We start from the raw sequence: 14,451 nt of genomic DNA, 5'->3' as shown, positions 1-14,451 counted from the left end.
GAAGTCTTGTTGACAGAACTTGACGAAATCGGTCACGTCAATGGGAAACACAGGAAAGGCAGGCAATTGAAGATCTCATCCAACCCGTATCGCGGTGGTCAGAAACTGATCCCAGAGGCGCCATTCCCCGCAACCGATGCCGCGCGCGTTGCGACCTTGTTGGGTCAGTGCCCCGCGGCCGCTGAAACTCCGCTGACTGAGGTTGGCGGCCTTGCCGATGTCGCAAATCTTTGGGTGAAGGATGAGCGTGAGCGGATGAATCTTGGGTCGTTCAAGGCGTTGGGCGCGGCCTATGTGATTGCGCGCCACGCTGCGGATATCTCCGACGCCCCCGACGATACAACCTTAACCGGGCGGACCTATGTGACCGCCAGCGCGGGTAATCACGGCATGAGTGTTGCGGCTGGTGCGCGGATTTTTGGTGCAGATGCAGTCGTTTATATTGCCGAGACAGTGCCCGAAAGCTTCGCGGATCGCTTGCGGTCGCAAAACGCGCGGGTCGTGCGACAGGGGGCTGATTATGCGGCCAGTATGGAGGCTGCGGCGCAGGCCGCTCGGGACAGTGGCTGGACGTTGCTGTCTGACAGTTCCTGGCCCGGCTATTTCGAGTTGCCGCACATCCTGATGGAAGGCTACCTGCAAATGGCGGCCGAGGCCGTGCGTCAATGCCCGCAGAAACCGACGCATATCTTCTTGCAAGCTGGCGTAGGTGGGCTGGCAGGGGCCGTCGCCGCCTATGCCCGCCATGTATGGAAAGATGCTCCTCAGATTATCGTGGTCGAGCCCGAGGCTGCACCCGCTTTGCAGGCCAGTATCGAGGCGGGCGCGTGTGTCTTCGCCGATGGGCCAGACAGCGTAATGGGCCGCCTTGACTGTAAAGAGCCGTCACTGATCGCCTTGAACGGTCTGGCACGAGATGCGGATATGTTTCTGACGCTCTCAGATGAAGAAGTTCTGCGTTACCTGCCGGCAATGGCCGAGGCAGGCATCGCGACAACAGCGTCCGGAGGGGCAGGGATTGCAGTCGTCATGAATTCCGACGTTCGCACTGAATTGGGTATGGGCCCCGAGGCACGGGTTCTATGCTTTCTGTCCGAGATTGCCGAATGAGGGGCTTTGAGGATACCGAATTCGCGGCACGCACCGAACGTGCCCAGCGTTTGATGAGCGAGCATGGGCTTTCGGCATTGCTGCTAACCACCGAGCCCGAAGTGCGCTATTTCACGGGGTATTTGACCCGGTTCTGGGAAAGTCCGACGCGCCCTTGGTTCCTGATCGTGCCTGCATCTGGCAAACCCATTGCCGTCATTCCTTCGATTGGCGCGGCCCTGATGGGACAAACGTGGATTGATGATATCCGTACCTGGAGCTCGCCTGATTTGAGCGATGATGGGGTCAGCCTACTGGCCGACACTTTGCGAGATGTGACTCATCCCGGTGACCGTATCGGATTGCCTGACGGTCATGAAACACATGTCCGAATGCCCCTGGCCGATCTTTATCGCCTTAACAAATTGGCAGATGATCGCGTATTCGGGGGCGACGCGGGTATATTGCGCAAGCTCAGGATGGTGAAGTCCGAAGCCGAAATTGCCAAGATAGAAACGGCTTGTGCCATTGCAGGGCGTGCCTTTGCACGTGTTCCAGAAATCGCGGGCGCCGGTTTCACTGTTGCTTCAGTTTTTCGCCACTTTCAGATGTTGTGTTTGGAAGAAGGCGCGGATTGGGTACCTTACCTCGCCGGAGGCGCGGAACAGGACGGATATGCAGACGTGATCTCACCAGCCCGAGACACCGCAATGGCCCCCGGAGATGTTCTGATGCTGGACACGGGATTGGTTTGGGACGGCTATTTTTGCGATTATGACCGCAACTGGTCGATCGGTCCGGCCACGGCAGATGTCAAATCGGCTTATGCAACTTTGATTGAGGCGACCGACGCCGCGTTTGAAGTCGCCCGTGCAGGCGCGCGCGCGTGCGACTTGTATCATGGGATGAACTCAGTTCTGTCACGCCAAAGCGGTGATACCGGGGCAGGTCGGTTGGGGCATGGGCTTGGAATGTCACTAACAGAGTGGCCGTCGCTCATACCCGGCGATGAAACAGTTCTTGAGGCTGGTATGGTTCTGACGCTTGAACCTGGCATCGCTGTTGATGACAAAATTCTGGTTCACGAGGAAAACATAGTTATCACCGAAGACGCGCCGCGATTTATCAGCCCTAAGGCTGGGGCAGAGTTGGTTGAGATATGAGTTACTTACCATACACTCTTGACGCAGATGACCCATCCGCCAATCCGCTTGGTTTGATTGTCTTGCAAACAGACGAAACAATCGAGCCCGAGTTCAGCGCCTATTTCGCGGATCGCAGCGTTCCGCTTTACGTATCAAGGATACCAAGCGGGGCAGAAGTCACGACCGACACCCTGTCAGAAATGGAGAAATCCCTGCCAGTGGCTGCGGATTTATTGCCCAAAATTCGCCCTTACAAGGTTGTCGGTTACGGCTGTACGTCCGCCAGTTCCGTGATTGGCTCAGATCAGGTCGAGCGGATGGTTCAGCGCACATGTGACGTCGCTACCGTCACGAATCCTTTGCGCGCAGCGTCGGCCTGTGCTGCAGAACTGGGGGTTTCGAAATTCGCGCTTTTGTCGCCATATATCGAAGAAGTGAACGAACCTCTTCGTCATGCTTTCTCTCAAAATGGGATTTCGATGGATGTTTTCGGCTCTTTTGGAGAGGCTGAGGAATCCAAAGTTGTGCGGATATCCCAAAAATCCGTCACCGATGCCGCCATCCGGCTGGGTTCTGATTCGGCGGTTGAAGCTGTTTTCATAAGCTGCACGAATCTCAGGACTTTTGACGCGATACCGGAAATCGAAAAACAGCTTGGAAAGCCCGTTCTTTCCAGCAATCAGAGCCTTGCCTGGCACATGCGGCACCTGAATTCCGCCTGAATATCAGGCGCGTGCCAATTTCTTTGTCATTCTCTAGACATATTTTGGTTGCGCGACGCGTCCTGCTTGTCCTTAAATGGGCCGGACAGGTCTTTGAGATCCGGATGAACCGGGCAACCAAGGACGGCACAGGGGAGCCAAGTTGGTAATGACTAATGACGCAGCGTTCGTCGAATTTCAGCGTGTCCAGAAATCTTATGATGGCGAAATACTCGTCGTAAAAGATTTAAATCTTTCAATGCCAAAGGGGGAATTCCTCACAATGCTGGGCCCGTCGGGTTCCGGCAAGACGACGTGTTTGATGATGCTTGCCGGCTTTGAAACAGCAACGCATGGCGAGATCATGTTGGATGGGCGACCGATCAACAACATCCCACCGCACAAGCGCGGCATTGGCATGGTCTTCCAAAACTATGCGCTGTTCCCGCACATGACCGTCGCCGAGAACCTCTCGTTCCCGCTTGAGGTTCGGAAGATTGGCAAGGATGAGCGCGAAGAAAAGGTTAAACGCGCTTTGGATATGGTTCAGATGGGTGCCTTTGGCAGTCGTCGCCCTGCGCAGTTGTCGGGCGGTCAGCAACAGCGGATCGCCTTGGCCCGCGCGCTGGTGTTCGAGCCAGAGCTGGTTTTGATGGACGAACCGCTGGGGGCGTTGGATAAGCAACTGCGCGAACATATGCAGTTTGAAATTACGCGTCTGGCGCATGAACTGGGGATTACGACGGTTTACGTGACCCACGACCAGACCGAGGCGTTGACGATGTCGGATCGTGTCGCCGTGTTTGATGACGGACGCATTCAGCAACTTGCGCCACCGGATTTGCTGTACGAAGAGCCTGAAAACAGTTTTGTCGCCCAATTCATTGGGGAAAACAACACTTTGGAAGGTGTTGTTAAATCTATCGTCGGCGACTCGTGCGTGGTCACACTTGACGACGGTTCAGAAATCGACGCCAAGCCCGTCAACGTCACCAAGGCGGGTGAGCGGACCAAGGTGTCGATCCGGCCTGAGCGTGTTGAATTCAACAAAGATCGCCTGCACGCCGATGCCCACACTCTGAAGGCAACGGTGAAGGAGTTCATCTATATGGGTGACGTGTTCCGTTTCCGCCTGTCAGTGGCGGGCAATGATGACTTCATTATCAAGACCCGGAACGCACCTGACGCCATCAGGCTGTCCCCCGGCCAAGAGGTCGAGATCGGCTGGCTGGCGCATGATTGCCGGGCGCTTGACGCCTGAGACTTGAATACCCCGCGGTTGCGGGGCAAGAGTTGGCCGGGTTGCCCCGTGACCCGGTCTCAAAATCTAAATTTAGCGGGTATAACAGGGAGTTAAACATGAAAGTTAAAACCACTCTGATGGCAAGCGCAGTTGCTGCCGTTGCCGGTGGCGCGATGGCCGAAGAGATGACCATCGTCTCCTGGGGCGGCGCGTATTCCAAGTCGCAGCTCAAAGCGTATCACGAGCCCTATTCGGAAAAGACGGGCGTCACCATCCTGAACGATGACAGCTCGGCCGAGGCCGTTGCGAAGCTGCGCGCGATGAATGAAGCGGGCAACATCACTTGGGACGTGGTGGACGTTGTTGCCGCGGACGCGATCCGTCTGTGCGATGAAGGTCTGGCGTTGGAAATCGACTTTGACAGCCAGCTTGCCGCTGCACCGGACGGGACACCGGCGTCCGAAGATTTCGGTGATCTTCTGGTCAGCGACTGCTTTATCCCGCAGATCGTGTATTCGACCACATTCGGCTATCGCACCGATCTGGTAGGCGATAACCCTCCGACCGAGATCTGCGCCGTTTTCGATCTGGAGAACTATCCGGGCAAGCGCTCGCTTGAAAAGCGTCCGATCAACAACATGGAATGGGCGCTGCTGTGTGACGGTGTAGCCAAAGAAGACGTCTATGATGTTCTGGCAACACCGGAAGGTCAGGATCAGGCGCTGGCCAAGCTGGGCACCATCAAGGACAACGTTGTTTGGTGGTCTGCCGGTGCCGACACGCCGCAGTTGTTGGCCGACGGCGAAGTCATCATGGGCTCGACCTATAACGGTCGTCTGTTCAGCGTGATCGAAGAGCAGAAACAGCCCGTCGCAATGCTGTGGGACGCGCAGGTGTTCGATCTGGACGGCTGGATCATCCCCGCCGGTCTGAGCGAAGAGCGTCAGCAGCGCGCGTTGGACTACATCATGTTCGCAACCGACACGCAGCGTCTAGCGGATCAGGCCAAGTACATCTCGTACGGTCCGGCCCGTGCCTCTTCGGCGCCGCTGGTGGGTCAGCATGCCGATCTGGGTATCGACATGGCTCCGCACATGCCGACCGATCCGGAGAACGCCAAGAACACGTTCCTGTACAACTACGAGTTCTGGGCTGACTACCGCGACGACATCGACGCCAAGTTCCAGGCGTGGTTGGCGCAATAAGCCTGCTTTAAGTCATTGGTCGGGGCCGCCATTGGCCCCGATCCACCAAGAAAGACCAAGGGACGCAGATGACTGACGCAACTCAATCCGGTCCGATGCTGGCCGCCGATGGCACGCCGCTGAAGAAATCTCTGGCGCGGTCTTTGCGCCGCCGCAAGCTGAGGGCGCTGGCCCTGATTGCGCCGCTGCTGCTGTTTGTCCTGCTTTCCTTTGTGATCCCGATCATGTCTATGCTGTTCCGCTCGGTCGAAAACAGCATTGTGGCCGACACGCTTCCTTTGACCGTTGTCGAATTGCGCAATTGGGATGCCGACAGTGGTGAACTTCCGGATGAGGCGCTTTATGCGGCCTTTACCAAGGACATGATCACTGCGATCGACGAGAAAACGCACACCCGTCTGGGCTCGCGTCTGAACTATGAACAAACCGGTATGTCGTCGATGTTCCGCCGGTCTGGTCGTCAGATCAAAAAGCTGGACCCCGAAACAGACGGCCCGTTCAAAGACAAGCTGATTGAAATTCACGATGGCTGGGGTGATGTCGAAACCTGGCGCACGATCAAGACGCACGCGGTGCCTATCACCAACGGGTATTTCCTGAATGCAATCGACATGCGCCGCACCCCCGAAGGCGCGCAGGCGCAGCCTGAAGACAAACAAATCCTGATCAAACTGTTCGGCCGCACACTTATGATGTCGCTGATTATTACAGCGTCCTGTATCCTGCTGGCTTACCCGGTGTCCTACCTACTTGCGACGCTGCCGATGCGGGTGTCGAACCTGTTGATGATCCTTGTGTTGTTACCTTTCTGGACATCACTTCTGGTGCGAACCTCGGCGTGGAAGGTGATGTTGCAACAGCAGGGCGTGATCAACGAAACGCTGGTCTGGTTAGGGCTGGTGGCCGATGATGCGCGATTGGTGATCATTAACAACCAATTCGGCACAATCATTGCGATGACGCATATCCTGCTGCCGTTCATGATCTTGCCGATGTATTCGGTGATGCAGACCATTCCCGACTCTTACACACGCGCGGCAAAATCCATGGGCGCGACCAACTGGACAACCTTCTGGCGCATTTACTTCCCGCAATCCATTCCGGGCATCGGGGCGGGGTCGATCCTCGTGTTTATCCTCGCCATCGGCTATTACATCACGCCCGAGATCGTGGGTGGCACCAAGGGTGTCTTCATCTCGAACCGGATCGCTTATCACATCTCGTCCTCGTTGAACTGGGGGCTGGCGGCGGCCTTGGGTACGATCCTGCTGGCGGTCGTTCTGTTACTCTACTGGTGCTATGACAAGATTGTGGGCATCGACAACGTGAAGCTGGGATAAAGACGATGGCAGCACTTACACCTATATCCCGCAAACCCATGTCGGTTGTTCTGCCCGCGGTGGCCATTGCCGGAGGTTTTCTTGGCATGTTCGTCGGGGCCGGGCAGGGCAGCGTCCTGCTGGGGATCCTGATCGGAGCCGCGCTGATGGCGGGCCTGGCCTGGGTCTATATGAACGTTCTGGACAATGAGAGCGTGGCTCGGTGGATCACGATACTAGGGCTGGGCGGGCTTGGCTTGCTGTTCGCCGGAGTTACCGGGCTGATTGTCGGGCTGCTGGCCGGATGGTTCTTCGCCTTCTTCATCTTCTGGCTTTACGAAGGCCGCTACCGGCAGAAATTGCTGCCGTATATGACCGGTCAACAGGTGTTCTGGCACTATACGTTCCGGGTGATCTGTGGTGCGATCTTCGTGTTCCTGATCACGCCGATCCTTGTGGTCCTGCCGCTGTCGTTCAACGCGCAGGATTTCTTCACCTTCACGCCCGAGATGCTGAGGCTGGACCCTGAAGGATATTCGCTGAAGCACTACCGCGACTTCTTCACTAATAATGAATGGCAGCGCAGCTTTAAAAACTCGCTGATCATTGCGCCGATTGCGACGTTCATTTCGGTTTCACTGGGTACTTTGGCGGCCATCGGCCTTAGCCAGAGTCATGTTCCCGGGCGGCGTGCGATTATGGGTATCCTGATCTCCCCCATGATCGTGCCGCTGATCATCTCGGCCACCGGCATGTTCTTTTTCTACAGCGATATTGGCCGGTTCCTTGAAGGCACGTTGGGAATGGACAAGAACTTTGTGGGCTATGTGAAGGTCATTCTTGCCCACGCGGTTCTGGGTATTCCGTTTGTGATCATCACCGTAACGGCGACTCTGGTCGGTTTTGACCAGTCGCTGACACGGGCGGCGGCAAATATGGGGGCAGGGCCGGTGCGGACCTTCTTCAAGATCCAGATGCCGTTGATCCTGCCGGGTGTGATCTCAGGCGGGTTGTTCGCCTTTATCACCTCGTTTGACGAGGTGGTTGTGGTGCTGTTCGTCGGCTCAGCCAGCCAGAAGACGCTGCCGTGGCAGATGTTCACCGGCCTGCGCGAACAGATCAGCCCGACCATTCTGGCGGTGGCGACGATCCTTGTCGTGATCTCAATCGCGCTGCTGACCACGGTTGAATTGCTGCGCCGTCGGTCGGAACGTCTGCGGGGTCTTTCCCCCGCTTGACGCGCGCCACGGCGTGATTTAGCCATTGCGATATGCAGCCCGGTCGCGATGGCGTCGTGACAGTCAATCGGGCGCATGGCTCTCGGTTCCCGAGGCCGCTTGTCCTGAACGCCGGGACTTGTGGCCGGGCACCTTTCGTCCGGCATTGCAGGAGAGAGCACGATGACAGATCTGACAAATCGCCCCGAGTTTTTCACCAGCCACAATGGTGAAAAGGCCCCGTTGCCGTTCAGCAAGGCCGAATATGACCGACGTCTGTCGGGCCTGCGCGCCATGATGGCTGCGCGGGATATCCCGGCGGTGTTACTGACCTCAATGCACAATATCGCCTATTATTCGGGCTTTCTGTATTGCGCCTTTGGCCGTCCTTACGGCTGTGTGGTGACGCAGGACGCTTGCACCACGGTGTCGGCGAATATCGACGCGGGCCAGCCTTGGCGACGCTCGGTCGAGGAAAACGTCATCTACACCGACTGGAAACGCGACAATTACTGGCGTGCGGTGGCCAACCTGATCGGCGGTGCTAAGCGGATCGGTATTGAAGGCGATCACATGACGCTGGCCGCGCGCGACACGGCGCTTGCAATGCTGGGACAGCCCGAGTTGGTGGACGTGGCCGCGGATACGATGGCGGCCCGGATGGTGAAATCCGCAGAAGAGATCGAGCTGATCAAGGGTGGGGCCCGCACCGCAGATGTCGGCGGTGCCGCTATTCACGCCGCGATCCGCGAAGGCGCAACCGAGATCGAGATCGCCATGGCCGGGCGTGACGCGATGGAGGCTGAGATTGCCCGTGCCTACCCGGATGCCGAATATCGCGATACCTGGGTTTGGTTCCAATCGGGTCTAAACACCGATGGCGCACATAACCCGGTCACCAAGCGGGCGCTGCAAAAGGGCGATATCCTGTCGCTGAACACATTCCCGATGATCTCGGGCTATTACACCGCGTTAGAGCGTACGCTGTTCCTAGGCGAGCCGGACGCTGACAGCCTGCGCATCTGGAAGGCCAACGTGGCCGCGCACGAATTGGGCCTAAGCCTGATCAAACCCGGCGCGACTTGTTCGGGCATCACCGCCGAGATCAACCGGTTCTTCGCTGATGAGGGCCTGCTGCAATACCGGTCCTTCGGCTACGGCCACTCGTTCGGCGTTCTTAGCCATTACTATGGGCGCGAGGCGGGGCTGGAGCTGCGCGAGGATATCGACACGGTGCTGGAGCCGGGCATGGTCGTGTCAATCGAGCCAATGCTGTGGATTCCCGAAGGCCAACCCGGCGCGGGCGGATTTCGCGAGCATGATATTCTTGTCGTCGAGGAAGACGGGGCAGAGAACATCACCGGCTTCCCTTACGGGCCGGAACACAACACGATTACCTGACCGGACAGGCGGGAGGGGCACTTAGCCCCTCTGGCCACGTTCATGGAAGATGAAACCGATGAAGTTCAACAACACCTGAGCGGCCAGAATCTGCGTGCTTTCGGTGGGGTCGTAATTCGGCGCGACTTCGACCAGATCAATGCCCACCACATCGCCGCGTTGCGCCAGACCTTGCAGGATTTCCAGTACGTCATAGTACAGAAATCCGCCATGGCTGGGCGTGCCCGTGCCCGATGCAATGGACGGACAAAAGGCGTCAATATCAATCGTCACATAATACCGCGCGCCCTCGGGGATGCGCGCCAAGACACCCTCGGTTCCCAGTTTGCGGATTTGCCGCACCGACAGAATGTCTGACCCACGGGCGCGTGCATCCTCGTAGCCTTCTTTCGCGGTTGAGGACACGTTGCGAATGCCCAACTGTGTCATGCCCGAGACATAGTCTTTCTCGATCGCGCGCCGCATCGGGTTGCCGTGTCCGGCGGTGACACCGTGGCGTTCATCGACGAAATCCAGATGCGCGTCGATCTGGACCACATGGATTGGGCCGTTTTCGGCACAATTGGCGGCAAATGCGTTGATGCAAGGGATGTTGACCGAATGATCGCCGCCGATAGTGACCGGTAGGGCGCCTGCGTTCAGGATTTTCTGCACTCCGAACTGGATGTTGGCGTGGCTTTCCTCGGTCTTAGTGTGGATGATGTCGGCGTCCCCGATATCAACCATGCGGACGGAACTATCCAGATAGGTCGCGTCATCCTCGTGATCATAGGCCCCCGCGTGACCAAAGCTGAACAGGGTCGAGGCCTCGCGCACGGCACGCGGCCCGAACCGAGCGCCCGACCGCCACTGGGTGCCGAAATCGAACGGAGCGCCAAGAACGGCCACGTCCGCGTCTATTTGATCCCAGTCCTCGACATAGGGTGACTTGCCAAAGGTTGAAATACCTACGAAAGGCAGGTTGAGGCGTCCGCTGGAATACCCATGTGATGACATAGCTGAAGACCTGTTTCTTGTTTTCCGTTCAAAACCTAGCCGGGTTCTTGGTCGGTGGATAGATCATCCAGATGAAGTTGGCGGTTGAATGTCCCCGCTGCCGGTGTCTATCTGACGGGGCGACTGGAAAGGAAATACCGTGAGTGATCACGAACTGCCCCCGGAAACGGGTATCTTCTATATCAACCTGGACCGTGTCCCGGCGCGGCGAAACTTTATGGAAGGGCAGTTTATCGCTGCGGGTGTGGCTGGTGCCGCGCGGTTCAGCGCAGTCGATGGTCAGGTGCCGGGTGCGTTGGACAATAACGGCTATGTGCCGGGTGCAGGAAGCCGCTGGGGGCTGAAGCAAAGTGAAATTGCGTGCTTTGAAAGCCACCGCGCGGTTTGGCAGGCTGCGTTGGATCGCGGCCTTCAGTCGGTTGCAATATTTGAAGATGACGTGGAATTGTCTGCGGAAACGGGCAGGACAGTCTCGACCTTGCTGAGTAATCCGGCTGAGTACGATATGGTCAAGCTCGATTATTCCCCAAGGTCAATGAGGTTTGGGGAAGTAAGCCACATTTCGGACGTTCCGGTCAGACCTATGCTTGAGATGGCTCCGAGCTCAGCTGCTTATATTGTGACACAAACCGCGTGTCGGAAGCTTCTTTCCTGGTCCGAGCAGTATTCAGACCATCTGGATGACTTCATTTCCTATCCGCGTACAGATTGGCGCATGTATCAGTGTTTTCCCGCCGTGGGCGTTCAGATGATCTGGTCAAAGCAACAGGATCAGTTAGATGAAGAAGTAAAAGTCAGTGAGCGGTCGATAGACACCAAAACGAATACCGGTCTGGACAAAGGACCAAGCTGGTTCCGCATTCTGCGTGAACTTCGCGCAGCAAAGAGAAAACTGTATTGGCGAATGGGCGGTGAAAAGCGGTTGTTGGAACAGGGCGGTTACGTTGGATTTATCCCCTGCGCAGAGGACTTAAAGGTGTAAGCGCGCAACGATTTCAGCGTCATTTGCACGTAACGAGGTCATTTGCCCTATAAGCGTTAACAAAACTACCATTTTGATATAACCTCGCGGTGTTGTTTCCAATTGGCACTTGGGTTTTTGGTATGAGTCAGACGATTTATGAACGATATGGCGGCTTCAAAACGATCAGCCGGATCGTGATGACGTTCTATGAGATGGCTTTGGATTCCGACCAGATCGGAGATCATTTCGAAGACATAGACATGCCTCGGCTGATCGATCATCAAACCAAGTTCGTATCTTCACTTGTGGGCGGCCCGGCGTCGTTCAGCGATGACAGGATTGAGGCCGTTCATCGGCACCTGAATATTTCGCATGCTGATTTTGACGAAATGGCGGATTTGTTCGGCCAGGCATTGGAGATGCACGGTATGCAGGACGCTCATATCAAGATCGCGCTGAATGCCATTGAGTCCAAGCGCGCAATCATCGTGACGCGCAACGCAGCATGAGCATTCTGGCGATAAATGAGCAATTGCTGCGGGCAATTGGTGTAGGAATCGCGGTCGTGCGCGCCTCGGACCTTGGGTTTGTTTTCTATAATGGTCCCTTCATTGAGTGGTTCGGCACGCCCACCGAAGGGCAGACGTTGCTGGACGTGTTCCCCGATCTGGATCAACGCGAGTTGGAGGACGTCAAGCAATCGGGTCTGCGATACTCGGTTGAAATGCAGATCAAGCCAAAGCGTCGGACGTTGGTCTTTGCAATGTCGGTATCGCTGGCCAATGGCTCGGAAGAGCAGTTGCTGGTTGTAGAATACCAAAACATCACGCGCATCCGCGAGTTGGAGAGTATGATCGACAGCTACTCGACAATGGTCGAGCGCAACACGCGAGAGCTGGAGCGTGAAAAAGAGCGTGTCGAGCGTCTGTTGCTGAACCTGATGCCGCGCGCGGTCTATGAGGAGTTCAAGACATTCGGCGTTGTCACGCCGCAGCTTTATGATCAGGTTTCAGTGGTCATGCTGGATTTCGTCGGTTTCACGGATTTCGCGGCGAAAACAGATCCCACTGTCACGTTGAGCGAGTTGAACGACATTTTCACAGCCTTTGATCGGATCGTCGAGCAATTCGGATGCGAGCGGATTAAAACAATCGGGGACGCATACCTTGCCGTGTCCGGGATGCCGGACGCGACCCCGGATCATGCAACGGCGGTTGCGCATTGTGCGGTCAGGTTCTTGCGTTATCTGGAACGGCGTAACGAAAGCCACCCTCATAAATGGCAGGCCCGCATCGGGCTTGGAATGGGGCCTGCAGTGGGCTCTGTTGTCGGGATTCAGAAATATGTCTACGACGTGTTCGGACCGGCGGTAAACATCGCCTCGCGACTGCAAGTTTTTGCTAACCCTATGAATATTGTCGCCCCTGAAGACATGAAATACGCCCTGATTGATGAATTCCAGGTCTCGGAGTTAGGACGTGTGGACATCAAGGGGATGGGGGAAATGGATCTGATCAATGTCACCTCGGGCCTAAGTATGCCGCAGCCAAGGTCGGTGTTCTGATCAGTCGTCTTGCGGCACCAATCCCAAACCCCTGAGATAAATGCCAATCCCCGACTCCAGTAAGTCTTCGGGTGGGAAGGGCGATGTTGCACCTGTGTTTCTTGCGTAAAGTTCCACGACACCGTGGCTCATGGCCCAGATATGGGCGCTGAACATGGATGCCGGAGGGCGTTTTTCCGGTGGTATGTGCTGCGACAGGTCCGCTGCGGCCTTTTCCAATACGCTTTTTGCCCGGTTGGCAGCCAAGGAAAGTTCAGGCGTGCGGTTGATGGAAACGCCACTTTCGAACATCGCGATGTAATGGCCCGGGTGCTTGCGCGCAAAGGCAAGATAGGCGCGCCCTGTTGCTTCGAACGCAGCAAGTGCCGATGGCTGTCCCTTGTCATAGGCATATTGCATGAGGTCCGCAAACATCTCGAACCCTTGCCTGGCGGCTTCGGCAATCAGGTCTTCACGGCCCTGAAAGTGCCGGTAGACCGCTGCTGGCGTCACTCCGGCGGTTTTGGCGGCCTCAGACAGGGTAAAACCCGTTGGGCCTTTTTCCTCGATCAGGGATAAAGCGGCCTCGATCAGGGCTTGCTTGAGGTTGCCGTGGTGATAGCCGCGTTTCGTCATCCCTGGGTCAGGTGCCTTTGTTGTCGTGAATGGGCGAAACTTGACATAATCCGAGTTGGCGGCTTCGTCCAATGTCTATCGCGTTGGAGACACGTGAATTTCATCACGAATCCCAAATTTCGGGGCCGCCGCAGATTTTTGTGTCGACCTCGCCTATGGCTTTGACGTCTTTCTCGTCATAATCCAGAGCGTGCAGGACCGTTCGAATGGCGGCGAGACGCGCCCGTTTCTTGTCATCCGATCGCACGATGGTCCATGGGCACTGTTCGGTGTGGCTGCGTGTCAGGGTTTCCGAAATCGACTGGCTGTATTCATCCCATTTACCAAGCCCCTGAATATCAATCGGGCTGAGTTTCCATTGTTTCAACGGGTCAGTCTCGCGGGACAAGAACCGGTTAAGCTGCTCGGCCCGTCCTACATTCAGCCAGAACTTGAACAGATGAATACCGTCGTTGATCAGGCTGGTTTCCAGGGGCAACACCTGCCGAAAGAACCTCTCGCGTTCTTCCGGGGTGCAAAATCCAAACACGTTCTCGACGACACCGCGATTATACCAGCTTCGGTCGAAGAACACGATTTCGCCGGCTGCGGGCAGGTGCGGGATATATCGCTGGAAATACCACTGGCTGCGTTCTTGATCAGAGGGTTTGCTAAGGGCAACGTTTCTGGCGCCCCGAGGGTTTAGGTTTTCCCGAAAGCGTTTGATCGTGCCGCCTTTGCCCGCCGCGTCGCGCCCTTCGAAAATGATAGCGATCCGGCGTTCGGTTTCCTTCACCCAAGACTGCATCTTGACTAATTCAATCTGCAACGCCTCCATCTGTTTTTCATATTCTTTGCGCTTCATTCGCTCGTCATACGGAAAGCTGGGATTCAGGATGTCATCCTTGTCTGCTTTCTCGATAGCGGATCGAACGTCCTTTGGAGCGTCTTTGCGGAAGTACTTTTCGATGGAACCTTTTTCAGACCGGGCCATGAATTACCTCTCGATAAAA

Annotated in this window: 14 protein-coding genes; 11 read left to right on the top strand and 3 right to left on the bottom strand. The window is 56.3% G+C overall.

Going from position 1 to position 14,451, the window contains the following annotated elements; translation table 11 throughout:
- Positions 1 to 66: 66 nt before the first annotated feature.
- The 8 genes from RUESEDTHA_RS00190 to RUESEDTHA_RS00155 all read left to right on the top strand — a co-directional run bounded on the left by RUESEDTHA_RS00190 (position 67) and on the right by RUESEDTHA_RS00155 (position 9,320).
- Entirely contained in the window at positions 67 to 1,110 is a 1,044-nt protein-coding gene (locus RUESEDTHA_RS00190; protein WP_180884545.1) for a pyridoxal-phosphate dependent enzyme, read from the top strand.
- Positions 1,107 to 2,252, top strand: a complete 1,146-nt coding sequence (locus tag RUESEDTHA_RS00185) for a Xaa-Pro peptidase family protein (protein ID WP_180883475.1) — start codon at positions 1,107 to 1,109, stop codon at positions 2,250 to 2,252. Before RUESEDTHA_RS00190 ends, RUESEDTHA_RS00185 begins: the two co-directional genes overlap by 4 nt.
- On the top strand, positions 2,249 to 2,956 hold the full coding sequence (locus RUESEDTHA_RS00180) for an aspartate/glutamate racemase family protein (RefSeq protein ID WP_180883474.1): 708 nt from the start codon (positions 2,249 to 2,251) through the stop codon (positions 2,954 to 2,956). Before RUESEDTHA_RS00185 ends, RUESEDTHA_RS00180 begins: the two co-directional genes overlap by 4 nt.
- Positions 2,957 to 3,104: 148 nt before the next feature.
- Positions 3,105 to 4,196, top strand: a complete 1,092-nt coding sequence (locus tag RUESEDTHA_RS00175) for an ABC transporter ATP-binding protein (RefSeq protein WP_180883473.1) — start codon at positions 3,105 to 3,107, stop codon at positions 4,194 to 4,196.
- Between the two features lie 98 nt (positions 4,197 to 4,294).
- On the top strand, positions 4,295 to 5,383 hold the full coding sequence (locus RUESEDTHA_RS00170; RefSeq protein ID WP_171121247.1) for an extracellular solute-binding protein: 1,089 nt from the start codon (positions 4,295 to 4,297) through the stop codon (positions 5,381 to 5,383).
- 68 nt (positions 5,384 to 5,451) lie between these two features.
- On the top strand, positions 5,452 to 6,723 hold the full coding sequence (locus RUESEDTHA_RS00165; protein WP_180883472.1) for an ABC transporter permease: 1,272 nt from the start codon (positions 5,452 to 5,454) through the stop codon (positions 6,721 to 6,723).
- Positions 6,724 to 6,728: 5 nt separating this feature from the next.
- The gene (locus RUESEDTHA_RS00160) at positions 6,729 to 7,940 is read left to right on the top strand and encodes an ABC transporter permease (RefSeq protein ID WP_171121249.1); all 1,212 of its coding nucleotides are present in this window, start codon (positions 6,729 to 6,731) and stop codon (positions 7,938 to 7,940) included.
- A 162-nt stretch (positions 7,941 to 8,102) separates the two neighbouring features.
- Positions 8,103 to 9,320 carry an aminopeptidase P family protein gene (locus RUESEDTHA_RS00155; RefSeq protein WP_180883471.1) on the top strand — a complete coding sequence of 406 codons (1,218 nt, stop codon included), beginning with the start codon at positions 8,103 to 8,105 and terminating at the stop codon, positions 9,318 to 9,320.
- Positions 9,321 to 9,341: 21 nt separating this feature from the next.
- Here RUESEDTHA_RS00155 and speB read toward each other — a convergent pair whose 3' ends face one another.
- The gene (gene speB / locus RUESEDTHA_RS00150) at positions 9,342 to 10,316 is read right to left on the bottom strand and encodes an agmatinase (RefSeq protein ID WP_180883470.1); all 975 of its coding nucleotides are present in this window, start codon (positions 10,314 to 10,316) and stop codon (positions 9,342 to 9,344) included.
- 139 nt (positions 10,317 to 10,455) lie between these two features.
- Between speB and RUESEDTHA_RS00145 the strand changes: the two genes are divergently transcribed.
- The 3 genes from RUESEDTHA_RS00145 (at position 10,456) to RUESEDTHA_RS00135 (ending at position 12,844) form a co-directional block, all read left to right on the top strand.
- A complete protein-coding gene (locus tag RUESEDTHA_RS00145) occupies positions 10,456 to 11,298 on the top strand; it encodes a glycosyltransferase family 25 protein (RefSeq protein WP_180883469.1) in 843 nt (280 codons plus the stop codon).
- 122 nt (positions 11,299 to 11,420) lie between these two features.
- Complete coding sequence (locus tag RUESEDTHA_RS00140; RefSeq protein ID WP_180883468.1) at positions 11,421 to 11,789, top strand: group 1 truncated hemoglobin; 369 nt, start codon at positions 11,421 to 11,423, stop codon at positions 11,787 to 11,789.
- Positions 11,786 to 12,844, top strand: a complete 1,059-nt coding sequence (locus RUESEDTHA_RS00135; protein WP_180883467.1) for an adenylate/guanylate cyclase domain-containing protein — start codon at positions 11,786 to 11,788, stop codon at positions 12,842 to 12,844. Before RUESEDTHA_RS00140 ends, RUESEDTHA_RS00135 begins: the two co-directional genes overlap by 4 nt.
- On the opposite strand, the gene RUESEDTHA_RS00130 is transcribed toward RUESEDTHA_RS00135, so the two are convergent.
- Complete coding sequence (locus RUESEDTHA_RS00130) at positions 12,845 to 13,459, bottom strand: TetR/AcrR family transcriptional regulator (protein WP_170384099.1); 615 nt, start codon at positions 13,457 to 13,459, stop codon at positions 12,845 to 12,847.
- Positions 13,460 to 13,562: 103 nt separating this feature from the next.
- A complete protein-coding gene (ppk2, locus tag RUESEDTHA_RS00125) occupies positions 13,563 to 14,432 on the bottom strand; it encodes a polyphosphate kinase 2 (RefSeq protein WP_180883466.1) in 870 nt (289 codons plus the stop codon).
- Between the last annotated feature and the right edge of the window lie 19 nt (positions 14,433 to 14,451).

This window comes from Ruegeria sp. THAF57 (assembly GCF_903914075.1).
Classification (GTDB): Bacteria; Pseudomonadota; Alphaproteobacteria; order Rhodobacterales; family Rhodobacteraceae; genus Ruegeria.
This window is presented reverse-complemented; position numbering and strand designations above follow the sequence as displayed.